Origin of the sequence: Allomesorhizobium aridi (genome assembly GCF_043769475.1) — a bacterium.
GTDB lineage: Bacteria > Pseudomonadota > Alphaproteobacteria > Rhizobiales > Rhizobiaceae > Allomesorhizobium.
On record NZ_CP171729.1, the window covers coordinates 1,757,583 to 1,779,312 of the forward strand.

At 64.0% G+C, this 21,730-nt stretch carries 19 protein-coding genes and 2 pseudogenes; 17 read left to right on the plus strand and 4 right to left on the minus strand.

Annotated features, from left to right (window positions below; genetic code table 11):
* The first annotated feature begins 51 nt into the window (after positions 1-51).
* The gene (locus ACG873_RS10625; RefSeq protein WP_394891677.1) at positions 52-1,302 is read left to right on the plus strand and encodes an OmpP1/FadL family transporter; all 1,251 of its coding nucleotides are present in this window, start codon (positions 52-54) and stop codon (positions 1,300-1,302) included.
* 450 nt (positions 1,303-1,752) lie between these two features.
* Positions 1,753-2,568: a tetratricopeptide repeat protein gene (locus ACG873_RS10630; RefSeq protein WP_394891678.1), complete on the plus strand. Its 816-nt coding sequence runs from the start codon at positions 1,753-1,755 to the stop codon at positions 2,566-2,568.
* A gap of 49 nt (positions 2,569-2,617) precedes the next feature.
* Here the strand turns inward: ACG873_RS10630 and xth are convergent, their stop codons facing one another.
* The 4 genes and pseudogenes from xth to erpA form a co-directional block, all read right to left on the minus strand.
* A complete protein-coding gene (xth, locus tag ACG873_RS10635) occupies positions 2,618-3,409 on the minus strand; it encodes an exodeoxyribonuclease III (RefSeq protein WP_394891679.1) in 792 nt (263 codons plus the stop codon).
* A 104-nt stretch (positions 3,410-3,513) separates the two neighbouring features.
* Positions 3,514-4,981: pseudogene (locus ACG873_RS10640) on the minus strand (NCS1 family nucleobase:cation symporter-1).
* Between the two features lie 368 nt (positions 4,982-5,349).
* Positions 5,350-5,730 (minus strand): glyoxalase, encoded by a 381-nt coding sequence (locus tag ACG873_RS10645; protein ID WP_394891680.1) that lies wholly within the window; start codon positions 5,728-5,730, stop codon positions 5,350-5,352.
* Between the two features lie 19 nt (positions 5,731-5,749).
* Positions 5,750-6,100, minus strand: a complete 351-nt coding sequence (gene erpA, locus ACG873_RS10650; protein ID WP_394891681.1) for an iron-sulfur cluster insertion protein ErpA — start codon at positions 6,098-6,100, stop codon at positions 5,750-5,752.
* A 75-nt stretch (positions 6,101-6,175) separates the two neighbouring features.
* Here erpA and ACG873_RS10655 point away from each other — a divergent pair, with 75 nt between their 5' ends.
* From ACG873_RS10655 to eno, 15 genes and pseudogenes are all read left to right on the plus strand, one after another.
* Positions 6,176-7,390: a deoxyguanosinetriphosphate triphosphohydrolase gene (locus ACG873_RS10655; protein WP_394891682.1), complete on the plus strand. Its 1,215-nt coding sequence runs from the start codon at positions 6,176-6,178 to the stop codon at positions 7,388-7,390.
* Positions 7,391-7,451: 61 nt separating this feature from the next.
* Positions 7,452-9,209, plus strand: coding sequence for an arginine--tRNA ligase (gene argS, locus ACG873_RS10660; RefSeq protein ID WP_394891683.1), 1,758 nt, complete (start codon positions 7,452-7,454; stop codon positions 9,207-9,209).
* Positions 9,210-9,312: 103 nt separating this feature from the next.
* Positions 9,313-12,489 (plus strand): hypothetical protein, encoded by a 3,177-nt coding sequence (locus tag ACG873_RS10665; protein WP_394891684.1) that lies wholly within the window; start codon positions 9,313-9,315, stop codon positions 12,487-12,489.
* On the plus strand, positions 12,486-12,776 hold the full coding sequence (locus ACG873_RS10670) for an SPOR domain-containing protein (protein ID WP_394891685.1): 291 nt from the start codon (positions 12,486-12,488) through the stop codon (positions 12,774-12,776). The genes ACG873_RS10665 and ACG873_RS10670 overlap by 4 nt, the downstream gene beginning before the upstream one ends.
* A 92-nt stretch (positions 12,777-12,868) precedes the next feature.
* Positions 12,869-13,888, plus strand: coding sequence for a beta-N-acetylhexosaminidase (nagZ, locus tag ACG873_RS10675; RefSeq protein ID WP_394891686.1), 1,020 nt, complete (start codon positions 12,869-12,871; stop codon positions 13,886-13,888).
* 63 nt (positions 13,889-13,951) lie between these two features.
* Positions 13,952-14,752, plus strand: coding sequence for a segregation and condensation protein A (locus tag ACG873_RS10680; protein ID WP_394891687.1), 801 nt, complete (start codon positions 13,952-13,954; stop codon positions 14,750-14,752).
* Positions 14,753-14,844: 92 nt separating this feature from the next.
* Positions 14,845-15,245, plus strand: a pseudogene (gene scpB / locus ACG873_RS10685) (SMC-Scp complex subunit ScpB); the annotation flags it as partial.
* 60 nt (positions 15,246-15,305) lie between these two features.
* Positions 15,306-15,473 carry a hypothetical protein gene (locus ACG873_RS10690; RefSeq protein ID WP_394893849.1) on the plus strand — a complete coding sequence of 56 codons (168 nt, stop codon included), beginning with the start codon at positions 15,306-15,308 and terminating at the stop codon, positions 15,471-15,473.
* A 40-nt stretch (positions 15,474-15,513) separates the two neighbouring features.
* Positions 15,514-16,638 (plus strand): ABC transporter ATP-binding protein, encoded by a 1,125-nt coding sequence (locus ACG873_RS10695; protein ID WP_394891688.1) that lies wholly within the window; start codon positions 15,514-15,516, stop codon positions 16,636-16,638.
* Between the two features lie 34 nt (positions 16,639-16,672).
* Positions 16,673-16,906, plus strand: coding sequence for a twin-arginine translocase TatA/TatE family subunit (locus ACG873_RS10700; RefSeq protein ID WP_008838168.1), 234 nt, complete (start codon positions 16,673-16,675; stop codon positions 16,904-16,906).
* A gap of 54 nt (positions 16,907-16,960) precedes the next feature.
* The gene (gene tatB, locus ACG873_RS10705) at positions 16,961-17,590 is read left to right on the plus strand and encodes a Sec-independent protein translocase protein TatB (protein ID WP_394891689.1); all 630 of its coding nucleotides are present in this window, start codon (positions 16,961-16,963) and stop codon (positions 17,588-17,590) included.
* Positions 17,591-17,634: 44 nt separating this feature from the next.
* On the plus strand, positions 17,635-18,444 hold the full coding sequence (gene tatC, locus ACG873_RS10710; RefSeq protein ID WP_394893443.1) for a twin-arginine translocase subunit TatC: 810 nt from the start codon (positions 17,635-17,637) through the stop codon (positions 18,442-18,444).
* 88 nt (positions 18,445-18,532) lie between these two features.
* The gene (locus ACG873_RS10715; RefSeq protein WP_394891690.1) at positions 18,533-19,420 is read left to right on the plus strand and encodes a VOC family protein; all 888 of its coding nucleotides are present in this window, start codon (positions 18,533-18,535) and stop codon (positions 19,418-19,420) included.
* The gene (gene kdsA / locus ACG873_RS10720; RefSeq protein ID WP_394891691.1) at positions 19,417-20,253 is read left to right on the plus strand and encodes a 3-deoxy-8-phosphooctulonate synthase; all 837 of its coding nucleotides are present in this window, start codon (positions 19,417-19,419) and stop codon (positions 20,251-20,253) included. Before ACG873_RS10715 ends, kdsA begins: the two co-directional genes overlap by 4 nt.
* 83 nt (positions 20,254-20,336) lie before the next feature.
* Positions 20,337-21,611, plus strand: a complete 1,275-nt coding sequence (gene eno / locus ACG873_RS10725) for a phosphopyruvate hydratase (RefSeq protein WP_394891692.1) — start codon at positions 20,337-20,339, stop codon at positions 21,609-21,611.
* Positions 21,612-21,730: the final 119 nt, after the last annotated feature.

Here is a 21,730-nt window from a genome sequence, read left to right on the forward strand (position 1 = left end):
AGGAAATGGTTCTAGCTTCCTCCCACATACTTTTGGGGGAGAGAAACTTTCATGAATAAACCGCTTTTGAAAACGCTTCTGGGGGCGGGCTGCGTTTCGCTAGCCGTGGTTGGCACGGCAAGCGCCGGCGGCCTCGAGCGTGGCGGCTACAATGTCGACCTTCTGTTCGATCCGGCCCGCTTCGCCAGCGAAGCGTCGGTTACTTACGTGATGCCGCAGCGCGAGCTGGACGACGTCGTCGACATCAACCCGCTTAACGGCATCGGTTCCAACGGCATTGGCGGCGGAGCGACCAACGGCGTCGCCGACACCGAGGACTACGCGATACCGCGCATCGGCTTCAAGGCTTCCATCGGCGACAGCGTTGACTGCATGGTCGATTATTCGCAGCCATGGGGCGCGCACAGCAATCCGGGCGCCGACTGGATGGGCGCCAACAGCAATATCGAGACCAAAATCAACAGCGACAACATCGCCGGCACCTGCTCCTACAAGATGCAGGCCGGGCGCGGCCAGTTCCGCGTGCTCGGCGGTGTGTTTTACCAGCAGGTCGATGGGTTTAAGGAGCGCCTTGTCGCGCCAGTCCCGACGCTCACCGGTACCAATGCTTTTGGTAACGGTGTCGGCCTTCTCGAGTTGGAAGGCGACGGCGTTGGCTGGCGGATCGGCGCGGCCTATGAAATCCCCGAGATCGCATTCCGGGCCAGCCTCGTCTACAATTCCGAAGTCGATCTCGGCGACATAACCGGAACTGTCGACCTGACCGAAGTTCCCGGTTTCATAAACCCCTTGAACCCGGTGCTCGGAGTCGTGACCGATGTCGAGGGCACGCAATCCATGCCGGATTCGCTGGAATTCAAGATTCAGTCCGGCATAGCGCCGAATTGGCTCGCCTTCGGCTCGATCAAATGGGTGGACTGGAGCACTTTTCAGGAGATCAGCTTCTGCGCGGTTGGCACTTCGGGTGCCTGCACGGTCGACAACGACGTGACCTCGCTCGAGCTTTTCTATCGCGACGGTTGGACAGTTTCGGGCGGCGTCGGACATAAGTTCAACGACCAGTGGAGCGGGGCGGCGAGCATAGCCTGGGATCGCGGCACGTCGACCACGCTCGGCATTCAGAGCGACACCTGGACCTTCTCGGCCGGCGCTGCTTATACGCCGACCCAGAACGTCGAATTCCGCCTTGGCGGCGCGCTCGGCGTGCTGACCAGCGGCGAGTCCGAAGATGAAGAGATCACCTACGAATACGGCAACGATCTCGTCGCCGCAGTCTCGGCTTCCGCCAAGGTCAAGTGGTAGTCAAGCATTCGTGACGAAAAGCCCGGCTTTGCGGCCGGGCTTTTTTGTATCTGGTAGTCGCTAATATAGCCCGCGATTTTGTGACGAATCTGCAACAGTCTCCAGGCAAGCCATTTGCTACAGTGAGGCGGACCAAATCTGCCTATTTCCCGCCATAAACCGGGCGCACGGCGGGTTCAGGACGGGCATGCAAGACAAAAGGCTGCGGCAAACGCGGCCAAGGACAAGAAATTGGACGCCAAGGTAATTTCCACAGTGAAACTGCCGATCAGGGCGGCGACCGAAGGGTCCGCGCCTCAAAAAGCCGGGAACGGAGACGCGCCCGGCGCGTTCTACGCTGCCTGCCCATTCCCGGCCCCCAACATCGCCTCGGGCGGTCGTAGTTTGGCCGAAAATCCGGAGCACGTTTGGCGGGCTCGATCGGGAAGGGCACAGAAGAAGCATATTGTGATGCGTATGTCGGATGCCTTGAGATCGACTGCCCTGTGCGCCCTGGTCGCGGCCGCGACCTTCGGCTCCGCGGGTGGGGCGCTGGCGTTCGAAAACGACATTTTCGACGATTCAGGTGAGGTGAAGGCCGAGTCGAACCCATGGTCGGTGTTTCAGTTCGGTTATTCCGCCTACAAGAGCGGCCACAAGGACCAGGCCGTCGAGGCCTATCGCTACGCGGCCGAGAACGGCCAGCTCGGCGCCACGTGGAAGCTGGCGCGCATGTATGCCGAGGGCGACGGCGTCGCACGTGACGACTACGAGGCCTTCAAGTTCTTCTCCGAGATCGCCCGGCAGGATGTCGAGCCCGGCAGTCCGGAAGAAAGCTACATGTCCGACGCGCTGGTGGCGCTCGGCAGCTACTGGAAAAAGGGAATCCCGGGCAGCCCGGTTCAGGCCAATCCTGCCGCCGCGCAGGAATACTACATGCGCGCCGCTGCGAACTACCGCAATCCCAATGCCCAGTTCGAGATGGGCAACATGTTCCTCAAGGGCGAGGGCGTGAAGGCGAGCGTGCGGCAGGCCGGCCGCTGGTTCCAGTTGGCGGCAGAGAAGGGGCACGCCGGCGCGCAGGCGACGCTTGGCAATCTGCTGTTCCAGAGGGGCAAGGTCGTGCGTGGACTGGCCATGATGACGGCCGCGCTCGAGCGCGCCTCGCCGGGCGACAGGCCGTGGATACGCGGCATGCAGGAAGAGGCGTTCGCGCTGGCCGCCGAAGCCGACCGGCGCACTGCGATCGCGCTCGCCGACGATATCCTGACCAAGGGCAACCAATAAGTTCCGCCGCGGGCCGGATATCGTTCAAAACCGATAAAAAGCAAAAATGTCAGGCGGCTGCGAGCGCCAGTTCCACCGCGACCGGAACATGGTCCGACGGCTTTTCCCAGGCTCGCACATGCTTTTCGACCGACGCCGATGAAAACCGGTCGGCGGCTTCCGGCGACATCAGCAGGAAATCGATGCGGATGCCGTTGTTCTTCTGCCACGCGCCGGCCTGATAGTCCCAGAACGTGAAGACGTCCGTGGCGTCGGTGACGGCGCGGACGGCTTCAGTGAAGCCGAGATTGCAGAGCCGCCGGAACGCTTGCCGGCTTTCCGGTTGGAACAGCGCGTCGTTGACCCATGCTGCCGGGTTCTTCGCATCGGCCGACTCCGGAATCACGTTGTAGTCGCCGGCGAGAATCAGCGGTTCCTCGAGCTTCAGCCGTTCCTCGGCCCATTGCTCGAGCCTCTCCATCCAGGCCAGTTTGTAGGGAAATTTCTCCGTGTCGATCGGATTGCCGTTGGGCAGATAAAGCGAAACGACGCGCAGCACGCCCTTTTCGGTCGAAAACACGCCTTCGATGAAGCGCGCCTGCTCGTCGCCGTCCGCACCCGGCAGACCGCGATTGACCTCGTCGAAGCGGTACTTCGACAGGATCGCCACGCCATTGAAGCCTTTTTGGCCAAAAGTCTCGACGTGATAGCCGAGCGCTTCGATCTCGATGCGCGGGAACTGGTCGTCGACCGATTTGATCTCCTGCAGGCAGACGATGTCGGGCGCGCTGTCCCTCAGCCATACAAGCAAATTGCCCAGGCGAGCCTTGATGCCGTTGATGTTCCAGGTGACGATTTTCATGTTGCGACCGTTATCATGAACCCGTCCCGGCAATCACCCGAAAAATGGTATGGGCAAAAAAAGGGGGCGGGAGAGTTGTCCCGCCCCTTAAAAAGACGCTCTGCTCAGGCGGTCTTCGGCACGGCGCGAACGTCTGCCGCCCGCAGCGCGTAGTAGATGATGCCGGCGATCGCCACGCCGAAGAACCAGCCGTAGACGCCCCACCACGAAGGCAGCCAGTTGGTGAAGTTCGGCAGAATCGAGGAGAACAGGATGCCGACGCCGAAGGCGATCAGCGCCTTGACGTGCCAGCCGCTCTGGAACCGGTATTCGCCGTCTTCGTGATAGAGAGCGTCGACGTTCAGCCAGCCTTTGCGGATCAGATAATAGTCGACCATCATCACGCCGAAGATCGGGCCCATCGTTGCGCCGACCATGTTGACGAAGCGGGCCGCGCCGCCTTCCCATGGCGCGAATGGGTAGAGCGCCAGCGCGATCAGCGCGGCGATGTAGCCGCCCTTCTTGAAGTCGATGTGCTTGGGAAACACGTTGGCGAAATCGAAGGCGGGCGAGACGAAGTTCGCCACGACGTTGATGCCGAGCGTGGCGACCGCGAAGGTCAGTGCCGCCAGCAGGGCCAGGAACCAGCTGTCGAACTTGGCCGAGATCTGGTCGGGGTGCAGAAGCACTTCGCCATAGACCTGGAAGGCCGCGATCGTCGTGATGCCAGCCACCAGCGAGAACAGGATGAGGTTCACCGGCAGGCCCCAGATATTGCCGATCTTGAGCGAACGTTCGTCGGGCGAATAGCGCGAGAAATCGCAGAAGTTCAGGTAGAGCGCCGCGAAGTAGGTCACCCAGATCGCGGCCACGGCCGCCAAGGCCTCGAGGGAGCCGGGCACGCCCGGCACGCCGGCGTCCTTGGTCCTTTCGAGTAGCACGTCCATGGGGATGTCGGCGGTCAGCGAGATGCCCCCCGCCTTGATGACAAGGTAGATCGCCAGGATCAGCATCATGATCCAGACCGCGGGGCCGGCCCAGTCCTGGAACCGTCGCACCGTCTCCATGCCGCGCTGGATGATGAGCAACTGCAGCCCCCAGATGACGACGTAGCAGATCACCTCCAGCGTCGAATGGCCGAGCATGTGGCTTGTCTGGTGGAATTGCAGCATGCCCTCGTCGCGAATCAGGAGCGCGACGATCGCGCCCGAGGCCGCGGCCGTCTGTGCGCCGTACCAGAAGCAGGCGACGATCGCGCGTACCATGGCCGGAAGGTTCGCGCCCCAGATGCCGAACGATGCGCGCGCAAGCACGGGGAAGGGCACTCCAGTGCGAACACCGGCGACGCCCACCATGTTCATCAGGAAATAGATGATCAGTGAGCCAGCGCCGATCGCGATGATGAAATTGAAGAAGCTGCCGCAGAACAGGAACAGGCTGGCGGCGAGGTAATAGCCCCACAGGCTGTGGACGTCCGACGTCCAGACGTTGAAGATGCTGAACGGCCCCCAGTTGCGCTCTTTTTGCGGGCGCCAGATCCTCGTTGTACAGCGATGGAGATGCGTTCGGTACTCTTGCGTTCGGCACTGTCATGTGATGTCCCCTCTACGGCAGCCTGGCTCGCCCTTTGCCGGCATTTGCAAAGCCTGCGATTGGTCCGTGAAGCTGTCAACGAAGCCGACGAGGGGACCAGCAAGGGATTGTTTGCCGGCGAGGACTGTCCAACTTCCCCAGCGGAATACGCGCTGCGCCGGCACGCGATTTTCCGTTTTGAATCAATGGCGCTCGGCGCGCCCTGACAGAATCATTCCTGCTGTCTTCATCCGAATGCGTGGAAGACTTTCAATTATTTCTTTGCAATTGCGGCCGGACCTGTTTTGCGCATCGCGGCGAAACCGGCGTTGGGCAGGACCACCTCCGAGCCGCCCGAAAGCGAGTCTCCGCATCCTGAGCGATGTGATTCACCCCGGCCGGCGCTCGACCAGACCGATCGTGTTGCCTGCCGGATCCTTCAGGAAGGCCAACCACTCGCTTTCGCCGGGCGCGCCGAACTGGCCGAGCCGATCGATGTGGACGAGGGAAGGCATGGCGGTAAAGGCCGTCCCGAAGGCGGCCGCGTGCTCGCAGAACGCGTCGAGGCCGGGCATATCGAGATAGACGGTCGCCTGCGGCGTGCCGCCCGAAAACAGGAGCCGCACTCCGCCGACCAGGATGAAGGCTATGCCGGGCGGCTCGAAGACCGCGTGGGTCGCCAGCCCGAGAACGTCCCGCCAGAAGGCGAGAGTCGCGTCAAGATCGCGGCCGGCGGCAAGCGCGACCTGCCGGAAAGCGGTCGGGCGCATGGCCGTAGGCGGCATTGGTCTAGACGGAAAAGCTCGTGCCGCAACCGCAGGAGGCGACCGCGTTCGGGTTCCTGACCTGGAAGGACTGTCCCATCAGGTCGTCGACGAAATCGATGACCGACCCGCCCATATAGATCATGGAAAGCTCGTCGATCAGCACCATCGCGCCGTCGCGTTCGATCGCGACGTCGTCATTATTCCGGCTGTCGACCAGATCGAACTTGTAGGAAAATCCCGAGCAGCCGCCGCCCTCGACCGAGACGCGCAACGCCGTCTTGCCCGGTTCGGCAGCGACGATTCTGGCGATCCGCTTCGCTGCGGCTTCGGAGAGATCAACGCCCTTCATGGCAGTCTTGGCATCAGCGCCCATCGGCGTCACCTTGCTTTCGCGTACCCACCATAGGTATGAAGCGGCGAGGGGCAAGTCAACGGGCGGTTTCGGACCATGGCGATAGAGCTTGGCGACATCGGCTTCGGCTTCCGGCCCCGCGCGGCCTATGCGTGCGATCCGGCGCAATCGCGCGGCCGTTTCTACCCGGAAGCGGAAAGCCCGACCCGCACGCCATTCCAGCGCGACCGCGACCGCATCATCCATTCTACCGCCTTCCGCCGTCTGAAGCACAAGACACAGGTTTTCGTGGCGCATGAAAGCGACCACTACCGCACCAGGCTCACTCACACCATCGAGGTCGCGCAGATCGCGCGCGCCCTGGCGCGGGCGCTGCGTTGCGACGAGGATCTGGCCGAGGCGGTGGCCTTGGTCCACGATTTCGGCCACACGCCCTTTGGCCACACCGGCGAGGACGCGCTGAACGAAAAAATGGCTGCGTGGGGCGGCTTCGACCATAACGCCCAGTCGCTGCGCGTGGTGACGAAGCTTGAGCGTCGCTACGCCGAGTTCGACGGCCTGAACCTGACCTGGGAGACGCTGGAGGGGCTGGTCAAGCATAACGGCCCGCTAACCGACGCGCAGGGCAGGGGCCTGAAAGGCACCGTGCCGCAGGCGATCCTGGACTATTCCGAACTGCACGACCTCGAACTCGACCGCTTCGCCGGTCTTGAAGCGCAATGCGCGGCGATCGCCGACGACATCGCCTACAACACCCACGACATAGACGACGGCCTGCGCGCCGATCTGCTGACGCTCGACATGCTGGAGGAGGTGTCGCTGCCGGGGGGCATCTTGCGGGGCGTGCGCGAACGCTATCCGGCACTCGACCCGGTCAGGACCGGGCATGAGTTGATGCGCCGTCAGATCACCATCATGGTCGAGGACGTGATCTCGACCGCCGGCGCGAGGCTCGCGGAACTGAAGCCACAAAGCGCGGACGAGGTGCGGCAGGCAGGCAGGACGATCGTTACCTTCTCGGCCGACATGATCCCTGCGGAAAAGGAGCTGAAGGCGTTCCTCTACAAGAACATGTACCGCCACGACGAGGTGATGCGGGTGCGCGAAGATGCCGATCTGATCGTGCGCCAGCTCTTCGACGCCTATCTTGCCGATCCTCGCGCCATGCCGGAAGGCTGGCGCGAGGGGTTGGAGCGGGCCAGCGACCGGGTCAAGGCGCGCCACGTCGCGGATTTCCTGGCCGGCATGACCGACACCTACGCGATCAAGGAGCACCGGCGGCTGTTTGACCACACGCCCGATTTGGGCTAGGGCGGGCCGGTTTTCCGGCGCGGCCCTTGGTCCGCGCATACCAGTTCCAGAGTAAGCACCAATGAACATCTTCGCCGATTTCAATGATCGGATCATCAAAGCCGTTGAAGCGCTTGATCTGAAAGACAAAGACGGTAACAGCGCCGATCTTTCCCGGATCACGGTCGAGCCGCCTCGCGACGCCAGCCATGGCGATCTGGCGACCAATGCGGCGATGGTGCTGGGCAAGCCGACGGAACAGAACCCGCGCGCGCTGGCCGAAAAGCTGGCCGAAGCGTTGCGGGCCGACGGCGACGTCGCGGCGGTTGAGGTCGCCGGCCCGGGCTTCGTCAACCTGCGGCTCGACAACCGCTATTGGCAGGCGCATCTCGCGGCCCTGATCGGGGCCGGCGCCGGTTATGGCCGCTCCAGCCTGGGCAAGGGCAGAAAGGTCAACGTCGAATATGTTTCGGCCAACCCGACCGGGCCGATGCATGTCGGCCACTGCCGCGGCGCCGTCGTAGGCGACGCGCTCGCCAACCTCCTGGCCTTCGCCGGATTCGACGTTACGCGGGAATACTACATCAACGACGCCGGCGCCCAGATCGACGTCCTCGCCCGCTCGGCCATGCTGCGCTACCGCGAGGCGCTCGGCGACGAGATCGGCGAGATCCCGGCAGGGCTCTACCCGGGCGACTATCTCGTGCCGGTCGGCCAGGCGCTGGCAGCCGAGTTCGGCCGCAGTCTGCTGCAGAAGCCGGACGAGGAAGCGCTGGCTCTGGTCAAGGACCGCACGGTCGACGCGATGATGGCGATGATCCGCGAGGATCTGGCGCTGCTCAACGTGCACCACGACGTGTTCTTTTCCGAGCGCACCCTGCACGCCAACGAGGCGCAGGCGATCCGCTCGGCCATAACCGACCTGACGCTCAAGGGCCACATCTACAAGGGCACGCTGCCGCCGCCGAAGGGCGAGAAGCCGGAGGATTGGGAAGACCGCGAGCAGACGCTGTTCCGCTCGACGGCGGTCGGAGACGACATGGACCGGCCGCTGGTCAAGTCCGACGGGCAGTTCACCTATTTCGCTGCCGATGTCGCCTACCTGAAGGACAAGTTCGCGCGCGGCTTCGACGAGACGATCTTCATTCTCGGGGCCGACCATGGCGGCTACGTCAAGCGGATGGAGGCCCTGGCCAAGGCTCTCTCTGGCGACTGGCTGAAAATGACGGTGCTGCTCTGCCAACTGGTCAGGCTCTATCGCAACGGCGAGCCCGTGCGCATGTCGAAACGCTCCGGCGAATTCATCACGCTGCGCGAGGTGGTGGAGGAAGTCGGCCGCGATCCGATCCGCTTCATGATGCTCTACCGCAAGAACGATGCCCCGCTGGACTTCGACTTCGCCAAGGTCACGGAGCAGTCGAAGGACAACCCCGTCTTCTACGTGCAGTACGCCTCGGCGCGGTGCCACTCCGTGTTCCGCCAGGCCCGAGAGCAGCTCGGCGAGGCGGCGTTCGGTCGCCTGGCACTGAGCAAAGAAGCCTCCTGGCTGACCGACGAAAGCGAGATTGCGCTGATCAGGAAGCTCGCCGAGTATCCTCGCATCGTCGAGTCCGCGGCCCAGGCTCACGAGCCCCACAGACTGGCCTTCTATCTCTATGATCTGGCAAGCAGTTTCCACGGACACTGGAATCGCGGTACTGAGAATCCCGACTTACGATTTGTTAAGGTTAACGACCGACACTTGACGTATGCCAGACTCGGGCTGGTGCAGGCCGTATCGGATGTTTTGACGTCCGGCCTGGCGCTGATCGGGGCCGAAGCGCCTACCGAAATGCGCTAGATTTGCGGGAAAAACCTGTCACCTTTTGCCCACATTGCGCTGGTAAGGGCCAACCTTACGCGACGTTGACAGCGTCCGATTATGTGCGAGTTCGGGACAGAGAATGGCAGAGAAAAACCATCTGAGAATCGCCGACCAGAACGATCTTCCCAACGACGATCCGTTTGCTGAACTGACCAGGATCATGGGCTTCGACCCCCGCCAGCCGGTGCGGCAGCAGCCTGCCGAGGCGCCTGCGCAAGATCCTTCGGGGGCGGTTGCCGACGAGGATGATTTCGGCATCGATCTCGAGAAGGAACTGATGGGCGAGTTGGAGGCCGAGGAGACCGCGCCGGAAGCCGAAGCTGCTTTCCAGCCGGTCGAAGCCGCTTACGAGCCGGCGACGGAACCGGCTGCCGAGATTGACCAAGCCCTGGCGGGTATGGACGAGGCCTCGTTCGAGACCGCCGCTTTCGAGGACGAACTGGCCGCGTCGCTCGATGCCGATGCGCAGGAAGAGCTTGCGGACCCGGTTTCCGAGAACCTGCTTGCCGCCGCGTTCGAGGAAGAGTTTTCGCTCGCCGACGATTTTGCGGCTGCCGATGACTATAGCCATGTAGCTGCCGCCGAAACCTCACCCGACGACGACTTCGAGGGCGAAACGGCTTTTGTCGACGATCAGCCGTTCGAGCAGGTGCTGGAAACGGCGACGGAGGCCGAATTGGCTGACGACGCCGTTGAGGCGCAGGCTTTCGCGCCTGGCGAAGAGGCGCAGGCCTTTGAAGCTGGCGAAGAGGCGGGTGATTTTGCCTTCGAAGATGCCATGCAGGAAGAACTGGCGCGTGGCCTTGCGGATGCGTCATCTGACGCCGAACCGGCGGCCGATCTGGCTGGCAACGGTGCTTTCGAGGTCTCGGACGAGCAGGAAACGCTCAGCGACGATAGCTGGGAACCGGCCGCCGAATACGATGAGCCTGTCGTGGATGAAGAGGTTTCCGCGCAGCCGGTCGCAATGACGCCCGAACAGGCGCCGGCCGATGATTTCGATGCAGCATTGGCCGAAGTCGACATGGATTTTTCGGCAGCCAAGGCGCTGCATGCTACCGAGGCCGCGTCATTCGCGGAGGATGACTTCGACGGCGAACTGCATTTGCGGTTGTCGGAGCCCACCGACTACGACCACGCATCAACGGCTGCCGTCGCGGTGGAAGCAGAGGAGCCCGAGCCGGACGAACTCAGCCTCGAGGACGAGCTCAACGCGCTGCTGGGCAATACGCACGGCCGCAGCGCGCCGGTCGCCGAGGTTCTGGCTGATGAAGCTCCGGTTGTTGAAGCAGCTCAGGAGCCGGCGGAAACCGCCGAAGCTGAAACTGCTGAATCGGAAAACGCCGAAGAAGGTTTGCTCGATGATCTGGCTGGTGATCTCGACGCCGTGAACTGGGCGTTCGAGGCCAGCGCCGAGCCGGTCGAAGCGCAAGTTCCTTCGGAAGACGATCTCCCGCTCGATGAAGCCACTGTTTCGACCGACGATGCCGATCACGGCTGGGACCGGAACGAGCAGGTGACCTACGCAGCGCAAGCGGCGGACGATGAGACCGATTTCGTTCCCGCGGCGGATGCCGAATTCGGAGATATCGATCTCGCCTTCGACGACGAAGCATTCGACGCCGCGATTTCCAACGCGATTGCGGATGACGAGCCGGTTCTGCATCAGACGGAAGACAGCGCCGCCTCGGAGCGGCAGGAACCGGAGCGGGCCGTGGTGGACGAGAGCAACGACCCGTACGCCGCCCTTGCTGCCCTGACGGCGTCGATGCGATCCGCCGAGCCTGCGAAGTCCTGGCGGCAGGAGGCCGCTCCCGCACCGGCGACAGATGTGCCGGCGAAACAGGAACAGCACGAGCAGGACGCCGAGGAGCAGGACGACTATTACGCGTCTGCTCCCTACGAGGATTTCCCGGACATCGAGACGGTCGACGTGCCCGAGCAAGCGGTTGCGCTGGCCGACGATCTCGACATCCCCGAGGTGGCTTTCGAGGAGAACGTGCCGCCGCAGCCCGTCTTTGACGATCTCGACGCGGAGTTCGCCAGCCTGCTCAGCGACATGAATTCGCCGGAAAAGACGCCGGCTCCCGCTCCGGCCTATCAAGCTGACGACTACTCGGCGGAATTCGAGCGCGCATTTGCCCGGCAGGAACAGGCGCACCCGGTTTCCAGCTATGCAGCTCCGGCGGCGTTCGCCGCAGGCGTTGCCGGCGGAGCAGCCTTTGCAGGCGCTTCAAACGCCGCCTACGGCTCCGCAGCCGGCGATGACGATGCCGACTACGTGCCGGGCAGCCGCCAGCCAGAAGCCCAGGACCAGTTCGCCGTGGACGATTTCTCCTACGATCCGGATGTCGACGAAGACATGGCCCCGCCGGAATATGCCGCGGCCACGCGAGAGACGCCCCAGCGGCGCGGCATGCTTGTCGCCGCGATCGTCGGCGGCGTCGCGGTACTCGGCGGCATCGGCGCTTTCGCGATGTCCTTCGGCGATGGCGGCTCGGACGCGCCGGCAATCGTTAAGGCCGACGCGGAGCCGATCAAGGTCAGGCCTGAAAATCCCGGCGGCGCCACCGTGCCCAATCAGGACAACAAGGTTTACGACAGCGTCGCCGGAGCCGGCGGCGAGGCCGGGCCAAGGCAGGAAAAACTGCTGACCAGCGCCGAGGAACCGATCGAGATGCCCGCGCCGGAACCCGAGCCGGAGCCGCGAATTGTTGAAGCCGCGCCAGCCGACGCTGCGCCAGCCGATCCGATTGACCCCAAGCCCGTCGAAGCCAAGCCGGTCGAGCAAGCCGCCGCTCCCGAAGGCGACCTGCCGCAGGCTCTTCCCGCCGGGGATCAGCCGCCGGCCCTGCCTCAGGCAAAGTCGGAGGATCGTATAGAGCAGGTCATCCAGGAAGCGGGCGTCGACAACAGCGTCGAAGTGGCCGCGGTCGCGCCGCGCAAGGTCCGCACCATGATCGTCAAGGCCGACGGCACGCTGGTTCCGGAGAGGATCCGGCGCCGGCTCCCGAAGCTGCCGCGGCAAAGCCGGCGCCAGCTGTTCCGGCCGCCAATGCCGCCGAACCCCAGCCTCCCGTTCCGGAAGCCACTGGTGCCGTGCCTGACGCCCCCGTTGCTGCAGCACCGGCGGCCACGCTGGCTGCCGCAGGCGCCGAAGCCGCCGCCGATAAGCCGTCATCGGCCACGCCGAACTCCGTTCCGGTCGCTCCGGCGCGGCCTTCGGATCAGCCGGTCGACATTGTCGGCGAGGTGAAGGGCGATCAGGTCGCGGCGCTGAACCCGGCCTCCGGCGCGAACGGCGCGTGGTCGATGCAGATCGCTTCGCAGCCCAGCGAAGCCGCTGCGCAGTCGTCCTATCAGGATCTGCTGCGCCGCTACGGCAGCGTGCTAGAGGGGCATCAGGCCAATATCGTCAAGGCCGAGGTCGCCGGGAAGGGCACCTTCTGGCGCGTGCGGGTTCCCGCCGGCAGCCGCAGCGACGCCATCAAGCTTTGCGAAAGCTATAAATCCGCAGGCGGCAACTGCTTCGTCTCGAAATAAGCTGCCCCGCACCGCACTTGCCGAACCGGCGCGGGTCCAACCCGCGCCGGTTTTCTTTTCAACCTATGCCTCGACGCGCTAGTGTCGACGACATGACCGAATCAAAATCCATGATCCTCGGCTGCGCCGGGAAATCGCTCAGCCGCGAGGAAATCCAGTTCTATCGCGGCGAATGCCCTTGGGGCTTCATCCTGTTTGCGCGCAACATCAGCGAAACCGAGCAGATCCGTGACCTCGTTGACGAAATGCGCGATTGCATCGGCCGTCCCGGCGCGCCGGTGTTCATCGACCAGGAGGGTGGCCGCGTGCAGCGCCTGCGTCCGCCACTGGCTCCAAACTACCCCGCCGGCGCGGCGATCGGCGCGCTGTGGCGCGACGACCACGACGTCGGCGAGCGCGCGGCATGGCTGCTTGCCCGCCTGCACGCCTTCGATCTCCTGAAACTCGGCATTACGGTGGATTGCCTGCCGGTGCTCGATGTGCCGATCGAAGGCGCCAGCGACGTCATCGGCGCGCGCGCCTACGGCAAGGAGCCGAAAAGCGTCACCGCGCTCGGCAAGGCGTCCGCGGAAGGGCTGATGGCCGGCGGCGTGCTGCCCGTCATGAAGCACATCCCCGGCCACGGACGCGCATTCGCCGACACTCATTTCGAATTGCCGACCGTCAATGCCTCGCTGAGCGACCTGCAGCGGCATGATTTCGCCCCGTTCAGGGAGTTGAACCATCTGCCGATGGCGATGACCGCCCATGTGGTTTACGCCGCGGTCGATCCGGACAATCCGGCCACGACGTCCGGCAGGGTCGTCGACGAGATCATCCGCCGCGAGATCGGCTTCGACGGGCTGCTCATCAGCGACGACACCTCGATGAAGGCGCTTTCTGGGGATTTCCCGTCGAAAGCCGCCGCGATCCTTGCGGCCGGCGTCGATATCGTTCTTCACTGCAACGGGGTGATGGAAGAAATGGCGGGGATCGCCTCGCGCACCACGGGGCTTGAGGGCAAGTCGCTGGAACGGGCCGAGCGGTCGCTTAACTACATTCAGGAGCGCGATCAGGCCGACGAGGCCGAAATCCGCGCCGAATTCGCGACTTACTTCGAGGCGGTGGCGTAATGAACAGGAAGCAGGCAGCAATTGCCGGAAGCGCTGGATAAAAGGGCAGGGAAGCCCGCGCCGATGGACCGCCTCTGGGCGGAGGACGAGAACGCGCGCGGCGTTTCCGAACCGGCGCTGCTCATCGACGTCGCCGGTTTCGAAGGCCCGCTCGATCTTCTCCTGCATCTTGCCCGCAACCAGAAGGTCGATCTCGCCCGCATATCCATCCTGGCGCTGGCCGAGCAGTACCTGAAATTCGTCGACAGCGCCCGCGCCATCCGGCTCGAACTCGCAGCCGACTATCTCGTCATGGCGGCGTGGCTTGCGTACCTGAAGTCGAAGCTCCTCATCCCCAAGCAGCCGGGCGACGACGGCGAAAGCGGCGAGGAACTGGCCGCCGTGCTGCAATTCCGCCTCAAGCGGCTGGAAGCCATGCGCGACGCCGCGGCGCGCCTCGTCAACCGCAACCGGCTCGGCCGCGACGTCTTCGCGCGCGGCATGCCCGAAATGGTCATCGTCGAGAAACGTAATGAATATTCGGCGTCGCTCTACGACCTCCTGACCGCCTATGCGGTGCAGCGCCAGCGCCAGGCCATCACCAATGTGCGCATCGCCCGGCGCGGCGTCTGGTCGCTCAAGGAGGCGCGCGAAATCCTTATCCGCCTGATCGGCGAGTTCCGCGACTGGACCGCGCTCGACCAGTTCCTGACGCAGTATCTCACCAGCGCCGAGGAGCGCTCCACCGCCATCGCCAGTTCCTTTGCCGCCACGCTCGAACTGGTGCGCGAAGGGGCGATCGAAATGCGTCAGCAGGAGGCGTTCGCGCCGCTCTACCTGCGCAACCGCCAAAATGCCGCAAATAAAGCCGAGGCAGCGTCATGAACGACAGCGCAAACGCAACGGTGATCCAGTTCCTTTCGGACGAGGCCGACATGAACCCCGCCGAGCGCCTGCATCTGGCCGAAGCCGTCCGCATGGCCGAGGCGATCGTCTTTGCCAGCGCCGAGCCGGTCAGCGAAAAGCAGCTCGCCCAGCGCCTGCCCGACGGCGTCAACATCGCCGCCGCCATGGCCGAGCTGCAGCAGATCTATCAGCGCCGCGGCGTCAATCTGGTGCGCGTCGGCGACGCCTGGGCTTTCCGCACGGCAGGCGATCTCGCCTTCCTGATGAGCCGCGACGCCGTCCAGCAGAAGAAGCTTTCTCGCGCGGCCCTCGAAGTGCTGGCGATCATCGCCTATCATCAGCCGGTCACCCGCGCCGAGATCGAGGACATTCGCGGCGTCGAGACCTCCAAGGGCACGCTCGACACACTCTGGAAACCGAGTGGGTGCGCATGCGCGGCAGGCGGCGCACGCCGGGCCGCCCGGTCACCTACGGCACGACTGAAAAATTCCTCGACCATTTCGCGCTGGAAGAAATCCGCGACCTGCCCGGAATGGACGAGCTGAAAGGGGCGGGGCTGCTATCCTCGCGCATGCCATCGAACTTTTCCATCCCGCAGCCGCCCTCCGATCCGGATCTTTTGACTGAGGACGAAGACCCGCTGACCGACATAGATCTCGAGGAGCTCGGCCTGCTGACGCCCCGCGTCACAGATGATTGACCGCAAGGCGGGCGCTTCCAGGGCTATATCTCGCGCCGAAATGCCGGGAGTCTCTCGTTTGAACGCACAGGATCTGCATCAGCACGGCCGCGTGCCCGCCGGCGTCACATTCGCCGCGCGGCTCGCCTTCGAAAACATCAGCCACTCCTTCGGGGCTGGCGCCGAGACGCTGCGCGGCGTGACACTTTCGGCCGAGCCGGGCGAGGTTCTTTGCCTGCTTGGCCCCTCCGGCTCGGGCAAGACCACGCTGCTTCGGATAGCCGCCGGCATAGAGAGCCAGACTTCCGGCCGCGTGCTCCTCAACGATCGCGAGATCGCCGGGCCGTCTGTGTTCCTGCCGCCGGAAAGGCGCTCCATCGGCCTGGTTTTCCAGGATTTCGCCCTCTTTCCGCATATGACCATCCTCGACAATGTCCGCTTCGGGCTGACCGCCCTGTCGGGCGAGGAGGCGCGCAAGGAGGCGCTGATCGCGCTTTCGCGAGTGGGGCTGGAGGATTATGCCGGCTCTTATCCGCATATCCTGTCGGGCGGCGAGCAGCAGCGAGTGGCGCTCGCCCGGGCGCTCGCGCCGCGCCCGGCGGTTCTTCTGATGGACGAGCCGTTTTCCGGGCTGGATTCGCGGCTGAAGGATTCCGTCCGCGCCGAGACGCTGGCGATCCTGCGCGAAAGCCGCGCCACGGCGATCGTCGTGACCCACGATGCGGAGGAGGCGATGCGCATGGCCGACCGCATCGCTCTCCTCAGGGACGGCAGGCTGGTGCAGGCCGGCCGCGCCGAGGATCTTTATCTCAACCCCGCGAGCCTGTTCGTCGCCGGCTTTTTCTCCGAACTCAATCTTTTCGAGGGGCGGGTGCGGGGCGGGGCGGTTGAAACCTCGCTCGGGCGCGTCGACGCGGCGGGCTTCTCCGAGGGCGACGATCTGACCGTCGCCGTGCGCATGACGGGCTTCGACGTCAGCGAAACCACGGGCGATACCCAGGCGCGCATCCTCTCGCGTCGCTATCTCGGCGTCGTGGAATTGCTGGAACTTGCCGTTCCCGGCGCGGAGACGCCGGTGCGCGCGCGGGTACGCTGCGGCGCTTTGTCGGCCAAGGCGAAGGATATCTGGCTTTCGACACGGAAGTCTGACGTACTTCTGTTTGAAACACAGCGTGAAAACGCATAGATCAGTCTCAGGAAATCGTTCGGAGAGAGTTATCATGGGTTCCTTTTCAATCTGGCACTGGCTTATCGTGCTTGTGGTGGTGCTGCTGCTGTTCGGCCGCGGCAAGATCCCCGAGCTGATGGGCGACATGGCCAAGGGCATCAAGAGCTTCAAGAAGGGCATGTCCGACGACGAAGCTGAGGGCGCAAAGACCGCTGACGGCAAGACCGTCGAGCATCGCCCCGACGAAACCGTCCAGGCGGCCAAGGAAAGAGCCAGCAAGAGCTGAGCCTTAGAGCCTCGCTTTAATCTCTAATCTCTGCGCTGGTCGGATTGAGTAGCCATGTTTGATATCGGCTGGACCGAGATGCTCGTGATCGCGATCGTCATGATCGTGGTCGTCGGCCCGAAGGATTTGCCCAAGATGCTGCGCACCTTCGGCAAGACGACCGCGAAACTGCGATCGATGGCGGGCGACTTCCAGAAACAGTTCAACGAGGCGCTGAAGGAGGCGGAGCTCGATGAGGTCAAGAAGTCGGTGGATTCACTGCGCGGCCTCAACCCGGCCGCCGAGATCAAGAAGCAGCTGAACCCCTTCGAGAAAGCCGCGGCCGATGTCCGCGCCGGCCTCGATTCCGCAATGAAGCCTGCGCCCTCGAAGGCCGCTGAGCCCGCCGCCGAGGCCGCGCATGCGGCCGAACCGTTGAAAGCGGGGGCGACCAGCATTCCGGGCGTCGCCGGGCCCGAGGCCATGCCGACTTCGAAGCCGGTGTTTCCAGCAATGCCGGACCCTACGCCAGTAGCGGCCGCAGTCCCTGAACCGGCCAAGGCCGCGGCAAAGCCTGCGAAGGCGGTCAAACCCGCGTCGAAGCCGGCCGAACCCAAGGCGGCGGCAAAAGCCGCCCAGCCAAAATCCGCTTCGGCCAAGCCGGTGGCGGAAAAGAAGAAGAAATCCGCAGGGACTGCCTCGTGAGCGCACCGGAAGACGACGAGATCGAAAAGTCATCGGCGCCGCTGATGGACCATCTGATCGAGCTGCGCTCGCGCCTGATGTGGGCGATCGGCGGCTTTTTCATCGCCTTCCTGGGCTGCTTCTTCTTCGCCAAGGAACTCTTCAACCTGCTCGTCATCCCGTTCAAATGGGCGGTCGAGTGGGCGGGCATAGGCGATGGCCAGGTCGAGCTCATCTACACCGCGCCGCAGGAATTCTTCTTCACCCAGATCAAGCTCGCGATGTTCGGCGGCATGGTGCTGGCGTTCCCGCTGATCGCCGCGCAGATCTACAAATTCGTCGCGCCCGGCCTTTATAAAAACGAGCGCGGCGCCTTCCTGCCGTTCCTGATCGCTTCGCCGATCCTGTTCCTGATGGGCGCGGCGCTGGTCTATTTCTTCTTCACGCCCATGGTGATGTGGTTCTTCCTCGCCATGCAGCAGACCGGCGGCGAGGTGCAGATCTCGCTGCTGCCAAAAGTGTCGGAATATCTCAGCCTCATCATGACGCTGATCTTCTCCTTCGGCCTGGTGTTCCAGCTGCCGGTGGTGACCACGCTGATGGCGCGTGTCGGGCTCTTGACTTCGCAAGGGCTGGCCGAAAAGCGCAAATGGGCGATCGTCATCGCCTTCGTCGTCGCCGCCGTGCTCATGCCGCCCGATCCGGTCAGCCAGATCGGTCTCGCCGTGCCAACCATCCTTCTCTACGAGGTTTCGATCTGGATGGCCCGGATGGTCGAGCGCAAGCGCGAGCAGGAACGCGTGGCGCGCGAGAAGAAAGAAGCGGCCGAGGCCGCAAAGGAATCCGCCGACTCCTCGACGCAAGCCGCTTCGTAGGCGGTGAGGGTGTTATCCCCCCTCGCGGGGGAGATAGAGACCGGCGGCGCCTTGAACGACCCGCCATTTTCGGGCACATGGCGTGCCGATGACCAAGCCGCCCCGTCCGATCGACCATCTGGTGCTGCCGACCGCGGACCTGGCCGCCGCGCGGACGCGGCTTTCGGCGCTCGGGTTCACCGTCGCGCCGGACGGCGTCCATCCGTTCGGCACGGAAAACGCCTGCGTCTATTTCGCCGGCGGCACATTTCTTGAGCCGCTGGCGGTTCGTGACGGAGCGACAGCCGACGAGGCGATTGCCGGAGGCAATGTGTTCGTCGCCAGGGACCGCATGTTTCGGCAGGCAAACGGCGATGAAGGGTTTTCCGCCGTCGTGTTCGGCACGGACGATGCCGCCGCCGACCATCGGGACTTCGTCAAGGCGGGAGTCTCGGCCGGCGATGTTTTGGATTTTTCGCGGCCTTTCCTCGACGCCTCGGGCAAGACCGCCACGGTCTCCTTCAAGCTGGCCTTTGCCGCCGAATCGGATGCCCGCGACCCATTCTTTTTCACCTGCGAGCGGCTCAACTCGCCGAACGTCGACCGCGCGGGGCTGCAACGCCACGCCAATGGCGCAAGCCGGCTCTCGGCCGTCGTCGCGTCCAGCGAATCTCCCGAAAGGCATGCCGGATTCCTCGCGTCGCTCGCCCGGAGCGGAGTTGTTTCGCGCGGGGATTCGACATTCGACGTCGATCTGCCGAACGGCAGGCTCTGCATTGGTCCGACAGCCTCGCTGGCGCGGGAATTCGGCGCAGAAGGCTGCGCAGGAGGGAGCGGCCTGCGGCTCGCCGCTATTCTGTTCGGCGTCGACGATCTGGCTGCAACCGGGACGCTTCTTCGCTCCAACTCAATAGAATTTAGCACCATCGGCGGCCGACTGGTCGTGCCTCCGGCGCCGGGGCAGGGCGCCGCTTTCGCTTTCGAGGAGAACTCATGAACACGCCGAATTCCACAGTCGCGGCCGGAAACGCGGTTTTCGCCAACAATGCGCCGCTGACGCTGATCGCCGGCCCGTGCCAGCTCGAATCTCGCGGCCACGCCTTTGACATGGCCGGCGCGCTGAAGGAGATGGCGCAGAAGCTCGGAATCGGCCTCGTTTACAAAACCAGCTACGACAAGGCCAACCGCACCTCGCTGTCCGGCACGCGCGGCGCGGGGCTGGAGGCGGCGCTGCCGGTCTTCGACGATCTCCGCCGCGAATTCGGCCTGCCGGTTCTGACAGACGTGCACTCTGAGGAGCAGTGTGGCATCGTCGCGCCCCATGTCGACATATTGCAGATCCCGGCGTTTCTCTCGCGCCAGACCGACCTCCTGATCGCCGCCGCACGGACCGGCAAGGTCGTCAACGTGAAGAAGGGCCAGTTCCTTGCGCCTTGGGATATGAAGAACGTGGTCGCCAAGATTGTCGGGTCCGGCAATGCCAATGTGCTGGTCACCGAGCGTGGCGCGTCCTTCGGCTACAACACGCTGGTTTCCGACATGCGCGCCCTGCCGATCATGGCCGAAATCGGCGCGCCGGTGATCTTCGATGCGACCCATTCGGTGCAGCAGCCGGGCGGGCAGGGCGGCTCGACTGGCGGCGATCGGCGTTTTGTCGAGACGCTGGCGCGCGCGGCGGTCGCGGTCGGGGTCGCCGGCGTGTTTATCGAGACGCACCAGGATCCAGACAACGCGCCATCCGACGGCCCGAACATGGTTCCGCTGAAGGATCTCCCGGCGCTGATGGAAAGGCTGATGGCCTTCGACAGGGTAGCCAAGGGCCGGAGCTGACGCGAGCCGTCCCGCATTGCCTTTTCGGCTTCTTTCGCTAAGACGGGCGCGACAATTTTCGCAGACATCGAGGGGACTTTCGAATGACCGCCATCATCGACATTATCGGCCGCGAAATTCTCGACAGCCGCGGTAACCCGACCGTAGAAGTCGACGTGGTGCTGGAGGACGGCTCGATGGGCCGCGCCGCGGTTCCCTCCGGCGCCTCCACCGGCGCGCATGAAGCGGTCGAGCTTCGCGACGGCGGCCCGCGCTATCTCGGCAAGGGCGTCGAGCGCGCCGTGGAAGCGGTCAACGGCGAGATTTTCGAGGCGATCGGCGGCATGGAGGCCGAGAGCCAGGCGCATATCGACCAGACCATGATCGACCTCGACGGCACCGCCAACAAGAACCGTCTCGGCGCCAATGCAATCCTTGGCGTGTCGCTGGCTGTCGCAAAGGCGGCAGCGGAGGCGTCCGGCCTGCCGCTCTACCGCTATCTCGGCGGCCCCAATGCCCGCGTGCTGCCGGTTCCGATGATGAACATCGTCAATGGCGGCGCGCATGCCGACAATCCGATCGATTTCCAGGAGTTCATGATCCTGCCGGTCAGCGCTCCGTCGCTGCGCGACGCCGTGCGTTGGGGCTCGGAAATCTTCCACACGCTGAAGAAGCGGCTGAAGGACGCCGGCCACAACACCAATGTCGGCGACGAAGGCGGTTTTGCGCCGAACCTCAAGAACGCCCAGGCCGTGCTCGACTTCGTCATGGGTTCGATCGAGAAGGCCGGCTACAAGCCGGGCGAGGAGGTGGCGATCGGGCTCGATTGCGCCGCGACCGAATTCTTCAAGGACGGCAATTATGTCTATGAGGGCGAGAGGAAGACGCGCGACCCTAAAACCCAAGCGAAATATCTGGCCAAGCTTGCCGCCGATTATCCCATCATCTCGATCGAAGACGGCATGGCCGAGGACGATTGGGAAGGCTGGAAATACCTGACTGATCTCTGCGGCGACAAGGTGCAGCTGGTCGGCGACGATCTCTTCGTCACCAACACGGCGCGGCTGCGAGACGGCATCCGCATGGGCGTCGCCAACTCCATTCTGGTCAAGGTCAACCAGATCGGCTCACTGACTGAGACGCTCGACGCGGTCGAGACCGCACACAAGGCGAGCTACACCGCCGTCATGTCGCACCGCTCGGGCGAGACGGAGGATTCGACGATCGCCGATCTCGCCGTCGCGACCAATTGCGGGCAGATCAAGACAGGGTCGCTCGCCCGCTCCGACCGCACGGCGAAGTACAACCAGCTGATGCGCATCGAGGAGGAACTCGGCAAGCAGGCGCGCTATGCGGGTCGGTCGATATTGAAAGTCTGAGATTCCGTCGAAACGGCAGTCTGGCGGGCGGGGATTCCCGCCCGTTTTCGTTTCAGGTTCAAAAAAATCCATCCACCTGTAACCGCGCATTAAGCATGATGGCGGCAGAAAGGAGCGGA